Origin of the sequence: Pseudomonas sp. D(2018), from assembly GCF_005502555.1 — a bacterium.
GTDB classification, from domain to species: Bacteria; Pseudomonadota; Gammaproteobacteria; order Pseudomonadales; family Pseudomonadaceae; genus Metapseudomonas; species Metapseudomonas resinovorans.
Window position 1 is genome coordinate 56,551 of sequence record NZ_SCOK01000028.1, and the last position, 16,156, is coordinate 72,706.

General features: G+C 64.6%; 17 protein-coding genes. 11 read left to right on the forward strand and 6 right to left on the reverse strand.

Features of this window, described 5'->3' with window-relative positions:
- Positions 1–184 precede the first annotated feature (184 nt).
- Positions 185–766 carry an alpha/beta hydrolase gene (locus FFS60_RS18050; RefSeq protein ID WP_028629121.1) on the forward strand — a complete coding sequence of 194 codons (582 nt, stop codon included), beginning with the start codon at positions 185–187 and terminating at the stop codon, positions 764–766.
- 68 nt (positions 767–834) lie between these two features.
- Entirely contained in the window at positions 835–1,755 is a 921-nt protein-coding gene (locus FFS60_RS18055) for a sigma 54-interacting transcriptional regulator (protein ID WP_137822744.1), read from the forward strand.
- Positions 1,756–1,898: 143 nt separating this feature from the next.
- On the opposite strand, the gene FFS60_RS18060 is transcribed toward FFS60_RS18055, so the two are convergent.
- The 6 genes from FFS60_RS18060 to FFS60_RS18085 form a co-directional block, all read right to left on the reverse strand.
- Positions 1,899–2,273 (reverse strand): nuclear transport factor 2 family protein, encoded by a 375-nt coding sequence (locus FFS60_RS18060; RefSeq protein ID WP_137822745.1) that lies wholly within the window; start codon positions 2,271–2,273, stop codon positions 1,899–1,901.
- A gap of 124 nt (positions 2,274–2,397) precedes the next feature.
- Positions 2,398–3,588, reverse strand: coding sequence for an MFS transporter (locus tag FFS60_RS18065; protein WP_137822746.1), 1,191 nt, complete (start codon positions 3,586–3,588; stop codon positions 2,398–2,400).
- A gap of 369 nt (positions 3,589–3,957) precedes the next feature.
- Positions 3,958–4,704: an L-cystine ABC transporter ATP-binding protein TcyN gene (tcyN, locus tag FFS60_RS18070; RefSeq protein WP_028629117.1), complete on the reverse strand. Its 747-nt coding sequence runs from the start codon at positions 4,702–4,704 to the stop codon at positions 3,958–3,960.
- On the reverse strand, positions 4,704–5,372 hold the full coding sequence (gene tcyL / locus FFS60_RS18075) for a cystine ABC transporter permease (RefSeq protein WP_028629116.1): 669 nt from the start codon (positions 5,370–5,372) through the stop codon (positions 4,704–4,706). Before tcyL ends, tcyN begins: the two co-directional genes overlap by 1 nt.
- Complete coding sequence (gene tcyJ / locus FFS60_RS18080) at positions 5,369–6,166, reverse strand: cystine ABC transporter substrate-binding protein (RefSeq protein WP_028629115.1); 798 nt, start codon at positions 6,164–6,166, stop codon at positions 5,369–5,371. Before tcyJ ends, tcyL begins: the two co-directional genes overlap by 4 nt.
- Before the next feature lie 110 nt (positions 6,167–6,276).
- Positions 6,277–7,278 carry a D-cysteine desulfhydrase gene (locus FFS60_RS18085; RefSeq protein ID WP_137822747.1) on the reverse strand — a complete coding sequence of 334 codons (1,002 nt, stop codon included), beginning with the start codon at positions 7,276–7,278 and terminating at the stop codon, positions 6,277–6,279.
- 285 nt (positions 7,279–7,563) lie between these two features.
- On the opposite strand from FFS60_RS18085, the gene FFS60_RS18090 reads away from it, so the two are divergent.
- The 9 genes from FFS60_RS18090 (at position 7,564) to FFS60_RS18130 (ending at position 16,140) form a co-directional block, all read left to right on the forward strand.
- The gene (locus FFS60_RS18090; protein ID WP_028629113.1) at positions 7,564–8,346 is read left to right on the forward strand and encodes a MetQ/NlpA family ABC transporter substrate-binding protein; all 783 of its coding nucleotides are present in this window, start codon (positions 7,564–7,566) and stop codon (positions 8,344–8,346) included.
- A gap of 334 nt (positions 8,347–8,680) precedes the next feature.
- Positions 8,681–9,430 carry a GntR family transcriptional regulator gene (locus FFS60_RS18095; protein WP_028629112.1) on the forward strand — a complete coding sequence of 250 codons (750 nt, stop codon included), beginning with the start codon at positions 8,681–8,683 and terminating at the stop codon, positions 9,428–9,430.
- Complete coding sequence (locus tag FFS60_RS18100) at positions 9,427–11,154, forward strand: fumarate reductase/succinate dehydrogenase flavoprotein subunit (RefSeq protein ID WP_137822748.1); 1,728 nt, start codon at positions 9,427–9,429, stop codon at positions 11,152–11,154. The genes FFS60_RS18095 and FFS60_RS18100 overlap by 4 nt, the downstream gene beginning before the upstream one ends.
- A gap of 85 nt (positions 11,155–11,239) precedes the next feature.
- Entirely contained in the window at positions 11,240–11,485 is a 246-nt protein-coding gene (locus FFS60_RS18105) for a ferredoxin family protein (protein WP_028629110.1), read from the forward strand.
- A 206-nt stretch (positions 11,486–11,691) separates the two neighbouring features.
- Positions 11,692–13,101, forward strand: a complete 1,410-nt coding sequence (locus FFS60_RS18110; protein WP_137822749.1) for an ABC transporter substrate-binding protein — start codon at positions 11,692–11,694, stop codon at positions 13,099–13,101.
- A gap of 135 nt (positions 13,102–13,236) precedes the next feature.
- Positions 13,237–14,016: an ABC transporter permease gene (locus tag FFS60_RS18115; protein WP_028629108.1), complete on the forward strand. Its 780-nt coding sequence runs from the start codon at positions 13,237–13,239 to the stop codon at positions 14,014–14,016.
- Positions 14,016–14,870 carry an ABC transporter ATP-binding protein gene (locus FFS60_RS18120; protein ID WP_137822750.1) on the forward strand — a complete coding sequence of 285 codons (855 nt, stop codon included), beginning with the start codon at positions 14,016–14,018 and terminating at the stop codon, positions 14,868–14,870. The genes FFS60_RS18115 and FFS60_RS18120 overlap by 1 nt, the downstream gene beginning before the upstream one ends.
- Positions 14,867–15,832 (forward strand): HEAT repeat domain-containing protein, encoded by a 966-nt coding sequence (locus tag FFS60_RS18125; RefSeq protein ID WP_137822751.1) that lies wholly within the window; start codon positions 14,867–14,869, stop codon positions 15,830–15,832. The genes FFS60_RS18120 and FFS60_RS18125 overlap by 4 nt, the downstream gene beginning before the upstream one ends.
- Positions 15,832–16,140 (forward strand): gamma-butyrobetaine hydroxylase-like domain-containing protein, encoded by a 309-nt coding sequence (locus FFS60_RS18130; RefSeq protein WP_028629105.1) that lies wholly within the window; start codon positions 15,832–15,834, stop codon positions 16,138–16,140. The genes FFS60_RS18125 and FFS60_RS18130 overlap by 1 nt, the downstream gene beginning before the upstream one ends.
- The last annotated feature ends 16 nt before the right edge of the window (positions 16,141–16,156 follow it).

Consider the following 16,156-nt stretch of genomic DNA (forward strand, 5'->3'; position numbering starts at 1 on the left):
TCATCGCGTTTGTGGGATGGGTATCGCATGACTCAACCCATCCTACAGGGGCGTCGCTGAGCCGCCGAGGCGACCTTTAGTGAATAAGCTAGTAATGCATAAGCAAATGAATTCTTATTCCTTAACAGGCATATGGCGAGCGCCTAGACTGCCCAGCATCGAAATTCAGCAAGGAGGGCTCGCCATGCGCAGCCAGGCCATTCGCTACCTGATCCTGCCGGGCTGGCAGGGCTCGCCAGACGAGCATTGGCAAAGCCATTGGCAACGCAGCCTGCCCAATGCGAGCCGGGTCGAGCAGGCCGACTGGAACAACCCGGACCGTGCGTCCTGGGTGGCGGCGCTGGAGCGCGCCATCGATGCCGAGCGTACCCCGGTGATCCTCATCGCCCACAGTCTGGGCTGCGTGACCGTGGCGCACTGGGCCGCGCAGTCCGATCCGGATGTGCTGCGTCGCGTGCGCGGCGCCCTGCTGGTCGCGCCGGCGGACGTGCAGCGTCCCGGTTGCCCGGACGCGCTCAAGGGCTTCGCGCCTATCCCGCGTGACCTGCTGCCCTTCCCCAGCCTGCTGGTGGGTTCGGACAACGACCATGCGGCCAGCCCCGCGCGAGCCCTGGAAATGGCCCGTGACTGGGGCTCGGAAGCCGCGATCCTCACCGGCGCCGGGCACATCAATGTGAAATCCGGGCATCACCGTTGGGAACAAGGCTTCGCCCATCTCTATCGCTTGCAAGCGCGCGTCGAGCAATCGTCCAGAAAACGCGCCTGATCCAATCCAATTCAGCAATACGTCGGGGCCCGCTGCATCGCAGCCTGGGCCCGGCGGGAGATTTCGCCATGAGCAAGGAAAAACCCGGTCAACCGCTGCTGACCTTCGCCGATGCCGACCGCAGCCCCCTCAGCATCCGCGCCCGTGCGCTGGTGTTCGTCGACGAGCGATCGCGGCGGTTGCGCGAGGAAGTCGATCAGCTTGCGCCGAGCACCCTGCCCGTGCTGATCCAGGGCGAAACCGGCACCGGCAAGGAATTGCTGGCCCGGCAGATCCATCGTTCCAGCGACCGTCCCGGCCTGTTCGTGGCGGTGAGCTGCAGCGCCATCAGCAAGGCCTACGCAGAGGCCGAGCTCTTCGGTCACACGGCCGGCGCTCACAGCGGCTCGGCCAGCAGCCGCGCCGGCTGGTTCGGTTCGGCCAATGGCGGAACGCTTTACCTGGATGAGATCGGCGACCTGCCATTGCCTCTGCAGACCAAGCTGTTGGCGGCGCTGGAAAGCCGCGAGGTGATCCGCGTTGGCGCCCACCAGCCGACCCCGGTGGACGCGCGTCTGGTAGCCGCTACCAGCATCGACCTGGCCAAGGCGGTGCGCGTCGGCAAGTTCAATGCGCGGCTCTACCAGTACCTGGACGAAGGAAGGGTGGAGCTGCCGCCATTGCGCGAACGGCCGGACGATATCCTGCCGTTGGCCGAGTATTTCCTCGGCATCTACGCACAGCGCCTGGACCTGTCATTGCCGCTGATCAGCCCGGCCGCCCAGGCTGCGCTGGAAGCTTACCCCTGGCCGGGCAATACCCGTGAGCTGGAGAACAGCGTGCACTTCGCCCTGCTGGTCAGCGAGGGCGCCGAGATTCTCCCCGAGCACCTCAACCTTCCACCGTTGCCGGGCTACGCACAGCTCGCCGTCCAGCTGCGCCGGCTGGCGGCCAACGACGAAGAGCGCGACCACCTGCGCCAGCTTTTCGCCGAGGTGCTGGCAGGGTAGCCATGCTTCACCGGTGCATCATTCGGGACATCGGAGAGCACCATCGGTGGATGTGAAAAGCGACATCCACCCTATTCGCGGATTGAGCTTTTCGTAGGATGGACCACGCTTCATCGGTCCACCATGAAAGGTTGCGGCGGGCGCTATTCGTGCAGGTAGTAGAGCTTGTTGATGATGCTCCAGCGACCGCCGATCTTCAGCAGCGAGAGGAAGTCGGTGAAGCGCATGTCGGCGTAGTCGTCGATTACCTTCGCCGAGGCGGCGTCGCCGGTGATGTCCAGGGCCTCAATTTTCCAGACGGGCGTTTCGCCTTCAGCCAGCACCGGGCCGGCGTCGAGGATGGCGCCCGTGAAGTCGTCTACCGAGAGCCATTCGAGCTCACCCTGGAAGTGGCCGATGATGCGGCTCTGCGGGTGAAAGGCCCGGCGCAGGCGGTGTTCATCGGCGAATACCATGCCTTCGACATAGTCACGCACGACGCGGTGGATGGCGTCTTGGTCAGTCTCGTGGGCAGTCATTTCGCGCGCTCCGTTGATATCGGCGAATCAGCCAAGCCGAATGCTAGTTCGCCCGGTGCGGCGCGAGCGATCCATTGCGAATAAGCGCGTGGGGAGTGCTTCCGAATCGATCTCCGCGCGCTCGTCAGTGAATCTGTCCGCTTTCCTTGAGCCGATCACGTACCGCGCGCAAACGCGGAAGCGGAAGGCAGACGAGGATGGTCAAGGCCAGCACGCCCACACCCATCAGCGGCAGGCTGGACAGGCCCATGCTGGTGCTCAGCCACAGGCCGCCGATGAAGGCGCCGCTGGCATTCCCCAGATTGAACGCGGCGTGGCTGAGGGTGGCGGCCAGGCTCGCCGATTCGCCAGCCTGTTCCACCAGCAGCAGTTGCAGGGGAGAGGAAATGGCAAAGCTGGCCACGCCCCAGAGGAACAGGCAGCCCAGTGCCAGGGCTGGAACCTGCGCAAAGACGTATAGGCCCAGCAGGCATAGCGTGCTCACCCCGAAGGCCATCGGCAGCGCGTAGCGGAAGCCTTTGTCGGCCAGGCGCCCCCCCAGCAGGTTGCCCACGGTGAGGCCGACGCCGAACAGCAGCAGGGCGAAGTTGGCGTGCTCCGGGGAGAAGCCGGAGACGTCCCGCAGCAGCGGGCTGATGTAGGTGAACACGCCGAACAGCGCCACCGACGACAGGCTGCAGACGAACAGCGCGTGCAGCACCGGACGCCTCAGGATGCCGTCCCAGGCGCCGGCCGCATTGGTGTGCGGCTTGGGCGTGGCGGGAAGCCAGAGGGCCTGGGCGAGCAGGGTGAGGAAACCGAGGGCTGCCACCACCATGAAGGTCACCCGCCAACTGGTGGCCTGGCCCAGCCAGGCGCCTGCCGGCACACCGAGCACGTTGGCGATGGTCAGGCCGCTGAGCACCAGGGCCATGGCCGAGGCGCGGCGATGCGGGGGGGCCAGTTCGGCGGCGAGCAGGGTGGCGCAGCCGAAGAAGCCGGCGTGGCTGAAGGCGGTGAACATGCGCATCGCCAACAGCCACTCGTAGTTCGGCGCCAGGGCGCAGCCGAGGTTGCCCAGGGCGTAGGCACCCATCAGCCAGAGCAGCGCCTGGCGGCGCGGCAGGCGGCCGAGCAGCGGGCCCAGCAATGGCGCACCGATCACCACCCCCATGGCGTAGGCGCTGACCAGCAAGCCGGCGTCGGAAAGGCTGACCTTGAGGTCGCTGGCCACTTCGGGCAGCAGGCCCATGATGATGAATTCGCTGCTGCCGACGACGAAGCCGCCCAGGGCGAGGGCCAACAGCGGCAGAGAGAGGAGGGTGCTCGGGTTCATGCGTGTTCCGGTGGCGGGGCTGTATTGCGAGGGGCGCGGATTCTACGCGCATTTCCTTGCAGGGGGCTTGTGGGGTGTGGGCCGCCGGTGGAGATGGACACTGTGGGGGCGAATTCATTCGCCAAGGGCAGCGCAACTGCCCCCATGAATGCTCGAATGGCAGGCCTGCGGCCTGCTTGGCGAATGAATTCGCTATGTCTGCGTTAGCTGTTGCGAGAGATTTACCATCGAGCCAAGAGCCTTGTAGGAGCTGGCTTGCCAGCGAAACGCCGCCATTCGCTGGCAAGCCAGCTCCTACAGGCAATGCAGCTGCCTACAACACGTAGTGCAGACATAGCCAATGAATTCGCCCCCACAGGACCCGCCGGATCAGCCGCCCAGGAACTTGCTCAGGAACTGCTTGGTGCGCTCTTCCTTCGGTGCACTGAACAGGGCCTTGGCGTCGCCTTGTTCGACGATCACGCCCTTGTCGATGAAGATCGCGCGGTTGGCCACGTCGCGGGCGAAGCTCATTTCGTGGGTGACGATGACCATGGTGCGGTTCTCTTCGGCCAGGCCGCGAATGGTGGCGAGCACTTCGCCCACCAGCTCCGGGTCGAGCGCCGAGGTGGGCTCGTCGAAGAGAATCACGTCGGGCTCCATGGCCAGGGCACGGGCGATGGCCACGCGCTGTTGCTGGCCGCCGGAGAGGCGCTTGGGATAGGCGTCTTCCTTGCCTGCCAGGCCGACCTTTTCCAGCAGCTTGCGTGCCTTCTCGACGGCGCGCTCGCGGGGTTCCTTCTTCACCACCACTGGACCTTCGATGACGTTCTCCAGCGCGGTGCGATGGGGGAAGAGGTTGAAGTTCTGGAAGACGAAGCCGACGTGCTGGCGCAGCTTGCGGATCAACCCTTGCTGTTGCTTCAGCGGCTTGCTCGCGTCGATCTCGATGTCGCCCACCTTGATCAGGCCGCCACTGGGCACTTCCAGCAGGTTGAGGCAGCGCAGCAAGGTGGTCTTGCCCGAGCCGCTGGGGCCGATGATGGCTACCACTTCGCCCGGTTCGATGGTCAGGTCGATGCCCTTGAGCACCTCCTGGCCCTTGAAGGATTTGGTCAGGTTACGGACGGTGATCATCAGCTGTCCTGCTCATGCTGGTTGACCCGCGCCTCAAGGCGACTCTGGAAATGCGACAGCACGGTGGCCAGCACCCAGTAGATCAGCGCGGCGGCCAGGTACATGGTGAAGATCTCGAAGGTGCGCGCGGTAATCAGCTGCGCCTGGCGGAACAGTTCCGGCACCTGGATGGTGGCGGCCAGGGCGGTGTCCTTGACCAGCGAGATGAAGCTGTTGCCCAGCGGCGGCAGGGCGGTGCGCGCAGCCTGCGGCAGGATGGCGCGGACCAGCGTCTGGGTGCGGCTCATGCCGATGCTGGCGGCGGCTTCCCATTGGCCCTTGTCGATCGAGGCGATGGCGGCGCGGAGGATTTCCGAGGTGTAGGCGGCCATGTTCAGCGAGAAGCCGATCAACGCCGCGGGCAGCGGATCGAGCTGGATACCCAGCTGCGGCAGGCCGTAATAGATCATGAACAACTGCACCAGCAGCGGCGTGCCGCGGAAGAACGACACGTAGATCCGCGAAAGCCACTGCAGGGCGGTGAAACCGTAGAGGCGCATCAGGGCGAGGACGAACCCCAGCAGCAGTCCGAAGAACATGCCGCCGAGGCTCAGTACCACCGTAAACACCGCGCCCTTCAGCAGGAAGGGCGCGGAATCCAGCGCAAGTTGCAGGCTGGTTTCGATCATTGGGTCACGTCAGCCTTGAACCATTTTTCGGAGAGTTTTTTCAGGGTGCCGTCGGCCTTCAGCTTGGCCAGCGCCTTGTCGATGGCCGCCAGCAATTCCGGGTTGCCCTTGCGTAGGGCGATACCGGCTTCCTGACGGGAGAAAGGTTCGCCGGTCACGGCCAGCTTGCCACCGGTTTTCTCGACCATTTCGAAGGCGGCCAGGCGATCCACCAGGATGGCGTCGATGCGGCCAACGTTCAGGTCCTGGAATTTGGTGGGGTCGTCGTCGTAGGTACGGATGTCGGCCTGCGGGACGTTTTCCTTCAGCCATTGCTCGTAGTTGGTACCCAGGCCCACGCCGACTTTCTTGCCGGCCAGGTCAGCGGCGGTCTTGATGCTGCCTTCGGTACCCTTGCGCACCAGCGCCTGGATGCCGGAGACGGTGTAGGGGGTGGAGAAGTCGTACTTCTTCTTGCGCTCGTCGGAGATGGTCACCTGGTTGATCACCACGTCCAGGCGCTTGGACTCCAGCGCGGCGAGGATGCCGTCCCATTTGGTCGGCTGGAACTCGGCCTTCACGCCCAGCTCCTTGGCCAGGGCCTCGGCCAGTTCCACTTCGAAGCCGGTCAGCTTGCCGCTCTCATCCTGGTAGTTGAAGGGCGGGTAGGTGCCTTCCAGGCCGACCTTGATGGCGCCTTTCTGCTGAATGTCCTGAAGCAGGTCGGCGGCGGAACTGGTGCCGACGAAGCTGGCGCCGAGCACCAGGCTCAGGCTGCCGAGGATGAACTGGCGACGCAGGGTTGCAAATGTCATATGAGCCTCACGGGGCAGGTGGCTAAAGGTGTCGCAACTCTAGGGATTTGGTTATATGCAATAAAATAATTAAAAATTATCTATTGCTTCAAATAGAGAATAAGCAGGTGTCACGGGGTACCCGCAGGATGATAGGCGAACAGCGCCGGCGAGCCACCGGTGTGCAGGAACAGTACCGGGCCGTCGCCATCGAAGGCGCCCTTGCCGATGCCATCCAGCAGACCGGCGAAGGCCTTGCCGGTGTACACCGGGTCCAGCAGCAGGCCTTCCAGGCTGGCGACCTGGCGCACCGCGTCCAGGGTGCCGGCGTTCGGTTCGCCATAGCGCGGGAAGAAGTACTGGTCCCACAACTCCACCTTGAGCCCGGCCGGTACCGGCACGCCGAGCAGTTCGGCGGTGCGTTGCAACAGGCCTTCCACCTTGGGCCGCTGGGTGGCGTCCGGGCGCGAGACGGTGACACCGACCACGCGAGTGCCAGGCAGGGCGTATTCCAGCGCCAGGGCGAGGCCCGCGTGGGTACCGGCGCTGCCGGACGCCAGGACCACGGCGGAGAAGTGCTCGCCACTGGCCTTGATCTGCTCGGCCAGCTCCAGGCCGGCGCGCACATAACCCAGCGCACCCAGCGCATTCGAGCCACCGATGGGCACCAGGTACGGTTTCTTGCCGGCGGCGCGCAGGCGCTCGGCCGCAGCGGCCAGCAACTCGTCGGCGTTGTCCAGGTTGGGTACCAGCTCGCACTCGGTGCCGAACAGGTCCAGCAGCAGGCGGTTGCCGTTGCTGAGGTAGTTGCTGTCGGAGGTGCCGATGGGGTTTTCCAGCAGTGCTACACAACCCAGGCCGAGGCGCGCGGCGAGGGCGGCAGTCTGGCGAACGTGGTTGGACTGGATGGCGCCGGCGGTGACCAGGGTATCCGCACCCTGGGTCAGGGCATCGGCGGCGAGGAACTCCAGCTTGCGCACCTTATTGCCGCCGAGGGCGAAGGGGGTGATGTCGTCGCGCTTCACATGGACGCTGCGGCCGAGCTTCTGCGACAGATGCGCAAGCTTCTCTAGCGGGGTGGGCGAGGGAACCAGTTCCAGGCGGGAAAAGCGGGCGAGGGCTGCATCGAGCATGGCGTGGTTCCGATAGGCGGTTGCGAAGGCTGCCACTCTAGTGAGCCGGGGCGTCGCAGGCAATTCTCAGAGGCGACATGAACGTACCGGGCAGTCAGGGTGTGGGCATTAACATCCTGCATGTTTTTAATTCGATTATTGAATATAAAAATAAGAAATTAGTATTTTGTTGGAATAAAGAATTTCCGTAGTGTCGCCCTCAACCCGGCGCACCCAGACCGGGCATCCCAACACCCGCTCGTGGCTGAAGATCCAGCCGGAGCCGCAGATTCGAAAAGGACCACCATGAAGAAAACCTTGCTGTTGACCGCCCTGGCCGCTGCCCTCTCCGCCACCCTCGCCCATGCCGGCGAGAAGCTCGTAGTAGCCGCCACCCCGGTACCGCACGCCGAAATCCTTGAGCTGATCAAACCTCAGCTGGCCAAGGAAGGCGTGGACCTGGAAGTGAAGGTCTTCACCGACTACGTGCAACCTAACGTGCAGGTGGACCAGAAGCGCCTGGACGCCAACTACTTCCAGACCAAGCCTTACCTGGACAACTTCAACAGCGGCAAAGGCACCCACTTGGTGATCGTCAAGGGCGTGCACGTCGAGCCCTTCGGCGGCTACTCCAGCAAGTACAAATCTCTGAAAGAGCTGCCGGACGGCGCCACCATCGCCCTCCCCAATGAAGGCAGCAACAGCGGCCGCGCCCTGATCCTGCTGCAGAAAGCGGGTGTGATAAAGCTGAAGGACCCGAAGAACGCCCTGGCCACGCCGAAGGACATCGCTGAGAACCCGCACAACTTCAAGTTCAAGGAACTGGAGTCGGCCCTGCTGCCGCGCGTGCTCGACCAGGTCGACCTGGCCCTGATCAACACCAACTACGCGCTGGAAGCCAAGCTGAACCCGACCAAGGACGCGCTGGTGCTGGAAGACCGCACCTCGCCCTACGTGAACTACCTGGTAGCCCGTCCGGACAACAAGGACAGCGACGCCATCAAAAAACTCTCCTCCGCGCTGACCAGCCCGGAAGTGAAAGCCTTCATCGAGCAGAAGTACTCCGGCGCAGTGGTGCCCGCCTTCTGATCACCTGCTAGCCACGGTGGCGCACTGGCCAGTGCGCCTCTCCTCACGCCGACGAGTCTGTACTATCGTCGGCGTTCTTTTTTCTGCTGCACTTGCAGGGACGATTCCTTGTGGGGGCGAATTCATTCGCTGAGGACCGCGCAGCGGTCCCCGACCAGCCAGGGCAATCCTGCGGACTGCATAGCGAATGAATTCGCCCCCACAAAACAGCAAGAGCACCGTCCCTCGGCCTTCTATCCTTATGCAATAAAAGTATTTCGCTGATCGTTCTTATGCCCGCTATTCTCTCGCCACAGCTTGTTATAACAAGTCAGGATCACGAGCGAACAACGACATGGCCGAACTGCTTCCCCTCTCCCCGGTACCCCTCTACAGCCAGCTCAAGGAGCTGCTGCGCGGGCGCATCCTCGACGGTACCTACCCGCCCCACAGCCGCATGCCTTCGGAAAGCGAGCTGGGCAAGGTCTTCGGCGTCAGCCGTATCACCGTGCGCCAGGCGCTAGGCGACCTGCAGAAGGAAGGGCTGATCTTCAAGATCCACGGCAAGGGCACCTTCGTGGCCAAGCCCAAGGCCTTCCAGAACGTCAGCACCCTGCAGGGGCTGGCCGAGTCCATGACGCAGATGGGCTACGAAGTGCTCAACCGCTTGCGCAGCTTCCGCCATGTGCCAGCCAGTCCGCTGGTGGCGGCGCGCCTGCAGTTGGAGGAAGGCAGCCCTGTAACCGAGATCCGCCGCGTGCGCCTGATCAACCGTGAGCCGGTATCTCTGGAAATCACCTGGTTGCCGAAGGCGGTGGGCGAAAAGCTGGAGAAGGCTGACCTCGCCACCCGCGACATCTTCCTCATCCTCGAGAACGACTGCGGCATTCCCCTCGGCCATGCCGATCTCGCCATCGACGCGGTACTGGCCGACGGCGACCTGACCCAGGCGCTGGAGGTGGAGGAAGGTTCGCCGATCATGCGTATCGAGCGCCTGACCCACGCTGCCGACGGCACCCCGCTGGATTTCGAACACCTCTACTACCGCGGCGATGCCTTCCAGTACCGCCTGCGCATCGACCGTCAGAAGGGATCCCAGGCATGAGTACGCGAGAGCAGGACTACGACATCGTCGTCATCGGCGGCGGCACCGCTGGCCCCATGGCCGCGATCAAGGCCAAGGAGAAGAACCGCGAGCTGCGTGTGCTCCTGCTGGACAAGGCCAACGTCAAGCGCAGTGGTGCCATCAGCATGGGCATGGACGGGCTGAACAACGCCATCATCCCCGGCCACGCGACGCCCGAGCAGTACACCAAGGAAATCACTATCGCCAACGATGGCATCGTCAATCAGGCCGCCGTCTACGCCTACGCCACCCACAGTTTCGAAACCATCCAGCAACTCGACCGCTGGGGGGTGAAGTTCGAGAAGGACGAGACCGGCGACTACGCAGTGAAGAAGGTCCACCACATGGGCGCCTACGTGCTGCCGATGCCCGAGGGGCACGACATCAAGAAGGTGCTTTACCGCCAGCTCAAGCGTGCGCGGGTGGAGATCAGCAACCGTATCGTCTGCACCCGTCTGCTGCTGGATGGCGAGGGTGCGGCGAGCGGGGTGATGGGCTTCGACTGTCGCAGTGGCGAATTCCGGGTGATCCGCGCCAAGGCGGTGATCCTTGCCTGCGGCGCCGCTGGCCGCCTTGGCCTGCCATCTTCCGGCTACCTGATGGGCACCTACGAGAATCCCACGAATGCCGGCGACGGCTACGCCATGGCCTATCACGCCGGGGCGGAGTTGGCGAACCTGGAGTGCTTCCAGATCAATCCGCTGATCAAGGACTACAACGGCCCCGCCTGCGCGTACGTCACCGGCCCGCTGGGTGGTTACACCGCTAACAGCAAGGGCGAGCGCTTCATCGAGTGCGACTACTGGAGCGGCCAGATGATGTGGGAGTTCCACCAGGAACTCGAAGGCGGCAATGGCCCGGTGTTCCTCAAGCTTGATCACCTGGCCGAAGAAACCATCCAGACCATCGAAGAGATCCTCCATAGCAACGAGCGCCCCAGTCGCGGGCAGTTCCACGCCAACCGCGGCACCGACTACCGCTCGCAGATGGTCGAGATGCACATCTCCGAGATCGGCTTCTGCTCCGGCCATTCGGCCTCGGGTGTGTGGGTCAACGAGAATGCCGAAACCTCGGTGAAAGGGCTGTACGCAGCTGGCGACATGGCTGCCGTGCCGCACAACTACATGCTCGGCGCCTTCACCTACGGCTGGTTCGCCGGGGTCAATGCGGCGGACTACGTGGCCGGGCGCGACTTCGCCGAAGTCGACCCGGGACAGGTGGAGCGCGAGCAGGCGCGGGTCTTCGCGCCGCTGCAGCGTGAACATGGTCTGCCGCCGGCCCAGGTGGAGTACAAGCTGCGGCGCATGGTCAACGATTACCTGCAGCCGCCCAAGGTGACGAAGAAGATGGAGATCGGCCTCACGCGCTTCGCCGAGATCGAGCGGGACCTGGCGCAGATGAAAGCCAGCAACCCTCACGAGCTGATGCGCGCCATGGAAGTGGCGGTTATCCGTGACTGTGCCGAGATGGCCGCCCGCGCTTCGTTGTTCCGCGCCGAGAGCCGCTGGGGCCTGTACCACCACCGCGTCGACCACCCCGAGCGTAATGACACCGACTGGTTCTGCCATTGCCACCTGAAGAAGGGCGAGGACGGCCACATGACGAGCTTCAAGAAAGCGGTGGAGCCGTACCTGATCCCGCTGGATGCACAAGAGCAGCAGGCCTACGACCGCCTGCGCGTGAAGGCCGAAGCGGCAGCGTAGGTTTTAGGGTGGGCTTCAGCCCACCCTATGTTGACCAGCGTACAAGACCCATAACGAGAGCCCCAGGCTCCAAGGAAATCGTGAAATGGCCCATCAACCCCAGGAAATTTTCTTCCGCAGCAGTGCGCCGGTGACCATCGACGAAGACAAGTGCATCGCCGAGAAGGGCTGCACGGTCTGTGTCGAGGTCTGCCCGATGGACCTCTTGGCCATCAACCCGGCCACCCAGAAGGCCTACATGGCCTTCGACGAATGCTGGTACTGCATGCCCTGCGAGAAAGACTGCCCGACCGGCGCGGTGAAGGTGGAGATTCCTTACCTGCTGCGCTGACCGAGTGTGAGAAACCTCTAGGAGCCAGCTTGCTGGCGAACAACGGACCTGCAGGCAAGCGCTTCGCCAGCAAGCAGGCTCCTACAAAAAATGCAATCCGCCATCCGGCCAACCCCCGGACGCCTCACCTGAAAGCCCCTCGTTTCCCACCACCCGACCACGTGGCGGAGACGATTCCAACACTCATGATTCGAGGGGAAAAACCCATGCGTCTTCGTGCAACCGTCGCCGGCCTCGCGCTGGCCATCTCCAGCCTGTCCGCCTCCGCGGAAACCATCCGCATCGCCATCGGCACCCAGGACACCACCATCAACTGCGCCACCGGCGGTCTGCTCATCCGCGAGCTGGGCCTGCTGGAGAAATACCTGCCTCGTGATGGCAAGTACAAGGACGCCGACTACCAGGTGGAGTGGAAGAACTTCACCAGCGGCGCACCGCTGACCAACGAGATGGTCGCCGGCAAGCTGGACTTTGGCGCCATGGCCGACTTCCCCGGCTCCTTCAACGGCGTCGCCCATCTGGATGCGGGCAAGCGGAGCCTGTTCATCAGCGTGCTCTCGGGCAGCACCCTTGGCAGCGGCAACGGCATCGTGGTACCGGCGTCCTCTCCGGTGCAGTCGCTGGCCGAGCTCAAGGGCAAGACCATTTCCGTGCCCTTCGCCTCCACTGCTCACGGCATGTTGCTGCGCGCTGTTGCTGCCCAGGGCTGGGACCCGGAGAAGGACGTGCGCATCATCGCCCAGCCACCGGAGATCGCCGGCTCCGCGCTGCGCAGCAACCGCATCGAGGCTCACGCTGACTTCGTGCCCTTTGCCGAGTTGTTCCCCAACCGCGGCTTCGCAAGGAAGATCTATGACGGCTCCCAGGCCGAGGCGCCTACCTTCCACGGCGCACTGGTGGATGCGGCCTATGCGAAAAAGTACCCGGAGATCGTCACCGCCTACCTACGCGCCAGCCTGGAAGCCGACCGCCTGATCGCCGAGTCGCCTGAGAAGTACAGCGAGCTGATCGAGAAGGTCACCGGCATCGAGGCCGAGGTGAACTACCTGTTCCACGGCCCCCTTGGCCTGCAGACCCGCGACCTGACCTGGAAGCCCGAGTACCGCAAGGCGGTGGCCACCTCGATCGATACCCTGAAACTGCTGAAGAAGACCGATCGGGGCCTGGATACCGCCCAGTTCATCGACGACCAGTACATCCGCGCCGCCTTCGAGCAGGCCGGGCAGGACTACGACAAGGCGCTGAAGAACTATGCGCAGCTGCCACTGGTGGCCAACGACGCGGCCACCGGCAAGCCGATCACCGACTTCAAGCGCCTGGCGCAGATATGGGTGCGCGGTGAGGGCAAGGTCCGTCATTACGCGTCGCCGGAAGCTGCGCTGACCGCCCTGGCGCAGCTGGAACAGGAGGGCAAGGACATCCGCGCCATCTATGCCCAGGCCGCCGACAGTGGCATCAAGTTGCTGGCCAACCAGGCCTGGTTCGTGCGCAACGACAAGGGTGAGCTGAGCGCCTTCCTGCTCAAGTCCCAGGCCGAGCGGTTCGCCCAGCAACACGGCGGCACGGCGCTCGATTTTGTCAGCGCCAATCAGAAGCAGGCTGTCGCCAGCCGCTGATCGCCTTGCCCTCTCCCCCAGCCCCTCTCCCGCAAGCGGGCGAGGGGTGACTCGCGCCGGTTACGCCGTGCACGGATCGCCCCCTCTCCCTTCAGGGATAGGGTTGGGGAGAGGGAAACGAGCAGGAGACGATCCATGACAAATCTGTACCGCTGGCCCCTGCGCCTGGCCTCATTGGCCGCCTGCCTGCTGTTCTGGCAACTGGCTGCCAACGCGCGCCTGGACCTCGGGCTGTTCACCTTCACCTACGTGCCCACGCCCGCCGCCGTGCTCGATGCGGCCTGGCAGCTGGTGCACTCCAGCAAGCTGTTGCCGCACCTCACCAACAGCCTTTCACGGGTGTTCGCCGGTTACCTGGCCGCGGCCTTGCTGGGCGTCCTGCTGGGCCTGGTCATCGGCCGTTCGAGATGGGCCGAGGACAGCCTGCTGCCGCCGTTGGAGGTGCTGCGGCCGATTCCTGCGGTGGCCTGGATTCCCCTGGCCATCCTGATGTTTCCCTCGTCGGAGCTGTCGATGGTGTTCATCACCTTCACCGGTGCGCTGTTCCCCATCCTGCTCAACACCGTGCATGGCGTCGAAGGCGTCGACCCCCGACTGATCGCTTCGGCACGCAGCCTTGGCGCTGGGCGTCTGGCGATCCTGCGCGAGGTGATCCTGCCCGGCGCGGCGCCGAGCATCGTCACTGGCCTCGCCATCGGCATGGGCACGTCGTGGTTCTGCCTGGTCACCGCCGAGATGATCTCCGGGCAGTTCGGCGTCGGTTATTACACCTGGGAGTCCTACGTGGTGCAGAACTACGCCGACATCGTCGTCGGCATGCTGCTGATCGGCTTGCTAGGCATGGGCAGCAGTGCCCTGGTCAAACGCTTGGGCGCGCTCGCCACACCCTGGTACCGCGCGCGGAGGAACGCCTGATGAGCAGCTTCGAGCGCGCAGTGGAACCAGGCCGCATCGAGGCCAGGGGCGTCTCCATCCGTTTGGGACAGGGCCGCGAGGCCTTCGAGGCGGTACAGACGTTGGACTTCGCCATCGCGCCGGGGGAGTTCGTCTGCATCCTGGGCCCTTCCGGCTGCGGCAAGTCCACCTTGCTCGGCGCCCTAGCCGGGCATCTGAAGCCCAGCGCCGGCAGCCTGGAGGTGGATGGCCAGCCGGTGGAGGGACCTTCACCCGAGCGTGGCATGGTGTTCCAGCACCACACGCTTTTGCCCTGGCGCAGTGTGCTCGACAACGTCGCCTTCGGCCTGAAGATGCAAGGCATCGGCAAGGCCGAGCGGCAGCGCCGCGCCGCCGAATTCCTGCGCCTGGTAGGCCTGGAGGATTTCGCCGGGCGCTGGCCCAACCAGCTCTCCGGCGGCATGCAGCAGCGTGCCGAGATTGCCCGCGTGCTGATCAACCGCCCTCGCCTGCTGTTGATGGACGAGCCCTTCGGCGCGCTGGATGCGCAGACCCGCTCGCGCATGCAGGAACTGCTGCTGGATATCTGGACGCGCATCCGCACCACCGTGGTGTTCGTCACCCACGACATCGACGAAGCCTTGTTCCTGGCCGACCGCATCCTGGTGATGAGCCCGCGCCCCGGACGCTTCATCGAAGACCTGCGCCTGGACTTCCCGCGTCCGCGCCGCGCCAGCCTCCTTACCACCCCCGGCTTCACCCATCTCAAGCGCCATTGCCTGGAACTGCTGCGCCATGAAGACGGCCGCGAGCTGCCACGCCTGACGCCGCTGGGGCTGCCCACCGATCACCCGCCACTGCGAGTTGCCCTATGACCAACCGTGAAACCGACAACCCCGACATCCTCGAACTGCTGCCACGCCTCGCCGATGACGACGCTGGTGTGCGCCGCATCGCCCTGATCGAACTCGCCGACCTGGCAGACCCGGAGGGCCTACCCTGGCTCACCGACGCCCTTGCCGTGGATGACGCTGCTGAGGTGCGCGCCGAGGCTGCGCGTCTGCTGGAGGCCTGGGAGGAACCCGACGTCGTCGAGGCACTCTGCGCGGCCCTGGCCGATGGTGCCGAGCCGGTGCGCCTGGCCGCTGCCCAGAGTCTCAGTGAGCTGAAGAGCCTGGAGGCGGGGAGGCTGATTCTGCCGTGGGTGACCCATGCCGATGCCTTTGTCCGCGCCAGTGCGCTGCGTGCTCTACGTGAGCTGCGCCTGGAGGAGGCCGCCGGCCCTGCATTGTTGGCGCTGCACGACGGCGAAGCGCCGGTGCGCCGGGAGGCGGTGGGCATCCTCGGCTGGTTGAAACACGAAGCTGCGCTGCCAGCGCTGGCCCGCCTGGCCAGTGACGACGCGGATACCGAAGTACGCCGCGCTGCCACCGGTGCCTTGGGGCTGGCCAGTGACGGGGAGGTACTGCCAGCCCTTTACGCTGCCTTGGCTGATAACGCCTGGCAGGTGCGCGAGGAGGCCGCCACCACCCTCGGCAAGGTCGGCCTGGCAGACGCTGGCGCGGCACTGGTGCGGGCCTTGGAAGACGATTACTGGCAAGTGCGTTTGCGCGCCGCGCGTGCCCTCGGTCACCTGCGCTATCGCGAGGCTCTTGCAGAGCTTTCCGTGCTGCTCGGCCACGGCATCGCCAACTTGCGCAAGGAGGCTGTGCTGGCCTTGGGCGAGCTGGGCGACGCCGCCGCATTGACGGCGCTGCGCCAGGCCGAGGTCGATGGTGATCCGGAAGTGCGCAAGGCAGTACGCATTGCCCTGGCGCAACTCCAGGGAGCGGCCTGATGGACGCCCCCAGTGCCCTGCGCAGTTCGCGCAGCGAAGCACGTTTGTTTCTGGAGTGGGCAGATGGGGATCGGCGGGAGATCAGTCATGCCCGCTTGCGTGGTGCCTGTCCCTGCTCGCAGTGCAAGGCGACGCGGCTGCGTGGGGCGATTGCGCTGGTGGATGAAGGCGTGCGCCTGGAGCGCATCGCGCTACAGGGCTATGGCGTGCAGCTGGTGTTCAGCGATGGGCACGAGCGGGGGATCTATCCCTGGGGGTACTTGCGGGAGTTGGGCACCGCTGCCCTCACCCCCAACCCCTCTCCCTGAAGGGTTGGGGTTTGGG

Excerpts from the sequence above, each read along its gene's own strand:
- FFS60_RS18130 (WP_028629105.1), top strand. The coding sequence starts at position 15,832 with ATGGACGCCCCCAGTGCCCTGCGCAGTTCGCGCAGCGAAGCACGTTTG.
- FFS60_RS18095 (WP_028629112.1), top strand. The coding sequence starts at position 8,681 with ATGGCCGAACTGCTTCCCCTCTCCCCGGTACCCCTCTACAGCCAGCTC.
- FFS60_RS18120 (WP_137822750.1), top strand. The coding sequence starts at position 14,016 with ATGAGCAGCTTCGAGCGCGCAGTGGAACCAGGCCGCATCGAGGCCAGG.
- FFS60_RS18055 (WP_137822744.1), top strand. The coding sequence starts at position 835 with ATGAGCAAGGAAAAACCCGGTCAACCGCTGCTGACCTTCGCCGATGCC.
- FFS60_RS18065 (WP_137822746.1), bottom strand. The coding sequence starts at position 3,588 with ATGAACCCGAGCACCCTCCTCTCTCTGCCGCTGTTGGCCCTCGCCCTG.
- FFS60_RS18060 (WP_137822745.1), bottom strand. The coding sequence starts at position 2,273 with ATGACTGCCCACGAGACTGACCAAGACGCCATCCACCGCGTCGTGCGT.
- tcyL (WP_028629116.1), bottom strand. The coding sequence starts at position 5,372 with ATGATCGAAACCAGCCTGCAACTTGCGCTGGATTCCGCGCCCTTCCTG.
- tcyN (WP_028629117.1), bottom strand. The coding sequence starts at position 4,704 with ATGATCACCGTCCGTAACCTGACCAAATCCTTCAAGGGCCAGGAGGTG.
- FFS60_RS18090 (WP_028629113.1), top strand. The coding sequence starts at position 7,564 with ATGAAGAAAACCTTGCTGTTGACCGCCCTGGCCGCTGCCCTCTCCGCC.
- FFS60_RS18105 (WP_028629110.1), top strand. The coding sequence starts at position 11,240 with ATGGCCCATCAACCCCAGGAAATTTTCTTCCGCAGCAGTGCGCCGGTG.
- tcyJ (WP_028629115.1), bottom strand. The coding sequence starts at position 6,166 with ATGACATTTGCAACCCTGCGTCGCCAGTTCATCCTCGGCAGCCTGAGC.
- FFS60_RS18100 (WP_137822748.1), top strand. The coding sequence starts at position 9,427 with ATGAGTACGCGAGAGCAGGACTACGACATCGTCGTCATCGGCGGCGGC.
- FFS60_RS18050 (WP_028629121.1), top strand. The coding sequence starts at position 185 with ATGCGCAGCCAGGCCATTCGCTACCTGATCCTGCCGGGCTGGCAGGGC.
- FFS60_RS18115 (WP_028629108.1), top strand. The coding sequence starts at position 13,237 with ATGACAAATCTGTACCGCTGGCCCCTGCGCCTGGCCTCATTGGCCGCC.
- FFS60_RS18085 (WP_137822747.1), bottom strand. The coding sequence starts at position 7,278 with ATGCTCGATGCAGCCCTCGCCCGCTTTTCCCGCCTGGAACTGGTTCCC.
- FFS60_RS18125 (WP_137822751.1), top strand. The coding sequence starts at position 14,867 with ATGACCAACCGTGAAACCGACAACCCCGACATCCTCGAACTGCTGCCA.
- FFS60_RS18110 (WP_137822749.1), top strand. The coding sequence starts at position 11,692 with ATGCGTCTTCGTGCAACCGTCGCCGGCCTCGCGCTGGCCATCTCCAGC.